A 1751-nucleotide genomic window follows, 5' to 3' on the forward strand; every position below is an offset into this window, starting at 1 on the left:
GCCCACGTTACAAAACTGATCTGGACTTCGTCAAATAAGGTTTCGCCAAGCTTGGCGAAAATAGATATAAAAGAAATACCTCCGAGCAATCATGTTTTATACGCAAATTCCATAACACTCACACCTGGCACCTTAAGCGTAGATTTGGAGGATGGTGAACTGACTGTTCACGCACTGCAAAAGTCCTCGTTAGAAGAACTCGAACAAGGTGCTATGGAAAATAAAATCGCCGGGATATGGGGTAATAACAAGTGACAGGAATATACGCTGCTGTTTGTATCGCTATTTTGGTTGTTATGGCTATCGCTTTGGCCAGAGCATTCGATGCGCCAACCGTTTACGACCGTATTCTAGGAGTAAACATGTTTGGCACCAAGACTGTTCTTTTTATTGCGGCCGCCGGTTATATGATGGGACGCCCAGACTTCCTGGACATTGCCATTGTGTACGCATTAATCAACTTTACAGGGATGGTTGCGGTACTTCGCTTTTTCGAATACACAGCGCCAATTGAATAAAACTTAAATAATAATGGTTGGACATGTTTGTCTTAGATATTGTTAGTAGCCTCCTGCTAATAGCAGGCGTTTTCTTCGGCTTAAGTGGTGCCGTTGGACTTTTTAAATTCCCGGATTTCTTCACTCGCGTTCACGCAGCGAGTGTCACGGACTCTATTGCAGCCATTCTGATCATAGGCGGTCTCCTCTTGCAGACGTCTTTCGATTTAAATACCGCAAAACTTTTATTCATACTGGTGTTTTTGATGCTTACCAGTCCTACCGCTTCTCATGCTCTTGCTAAGTCAGCCCGTCATGGCGGCTTACTTACAATTGCTGAAACCAAGAAAGAACAACAGGAGCAAACGCACTAATGGCCGAACTGATCGACTTGGTACTGCTTGCTATGTTGGCGCTCACTGCTTTACGCATTATATTTTTGAAAGATTTATTTGCTGTCGTCATGCTCTTCGGAATATATAGTTTTCTGTCAGCATTGATATTCGTAAACCTTGACGCAGTTGATGTCGCGTTCACCGAGGCATCGGTTGGTGCGGGCATATCTACAGTACTCATGCTTGGCACACTGGCATTAACTGGTAGAAAGGAAAAGCAAAGTGCCCACTCTTCAATCCTCCCTTTGGTTGTAGTCTGCGTAACCGGCGCTGCCTTGATCTACGGCACGCTCGACATGCCTCCCTTTGGGCACCCTGACAACCCAGTACACGAACATGTCGCTCCACGCTATATAGAAGAGTCACCTAAAGAAGTCGGATTACCGAACATGGTGACATCAGTACTTGCAAGCTATCGTGGCTTCGATACTTTAGGAGAAACGGTTGTTGTATTTTCAGCAGCAATTGGTGTCTTAGCATTACTTGGCGTAAGGCGCCGCGAAGAAAGTGATGCGCCAGAATCTGGTTTAAAAGCGCACCACGTACTGCACGTTGTTGCCAAGCTAATTATTCCCTTGGTTATACTGTTTGCACTGTATGTTCAATTTCATGGTGATTTCGGCCCTGGGGGCGGTTTTCAGGCCGGTGTCATCGCTGCTGCGGCTTTCATTTTGTACGCTTTAGTCTTTGGGACACCAAGCTCATTTGAAGTAGTAAGCCCAAAGTTTTTGCAATTAATGGCCTCTTTTGGCGTACTGCTTTACGCCAGCGTTGGCTTGTACAGCATGCTTAAGGGCGGCCAATTCCTTGATTACAACAAAATCGCAGCAGACCCAATCGCTGGCCAACACTACGGTAT

Annotated in this window: 4 protein-coding genes; all 4 read left to right on the forward strand. The window is 45.7% G+C overall.

The window, feature by feature from the left end; genetic code table 11:
* Positions 1–255: Na+/H+ antiporter subunit E (locus A3763_RS20370; protein ID WP_156495214.1), on the forward strand; the 255-nt coding region annotated here is incomplete at its 5' end.
* On the forward strand, positions 252–518 hold the full coding sequence (locus A3763_RS20375) for a monovalent cation/H+ antiporter complex subunit F (RefSeq protein WP_231872273.1): 267 nt from the start codon (positions 252–254) through the stop codon (positions 516–518). The genes A3763_RS20370 and A3763_RS20375, both read left to right, overlap by 4 nt.
* Before the next feature lie 23 nt (positions 519–541).
* Complete coding sequence (gene mnhG, locus A3763_RS20380) at positions 542–871, forward strand: monovalent cation/H(+) antiporter subunit G (RefSeq protein WP_068510913.1); 330 nt, start codon at positions 542–544, stop codon at positions 869–871.
* The coding region (locus A3763_RS20385; RefSeq protein ID WP_068760410.1) for a DUF4040 domain-containing protein at positions 871–1751 on the forward strand (881 nt) is incomplete at its 3' end. The genes mnhG and A3763_RS20385, both read left to right, overlap by 1 nt.

The organism is Oleiphilus sp. HI0128, from assembly GCF_001635365.1.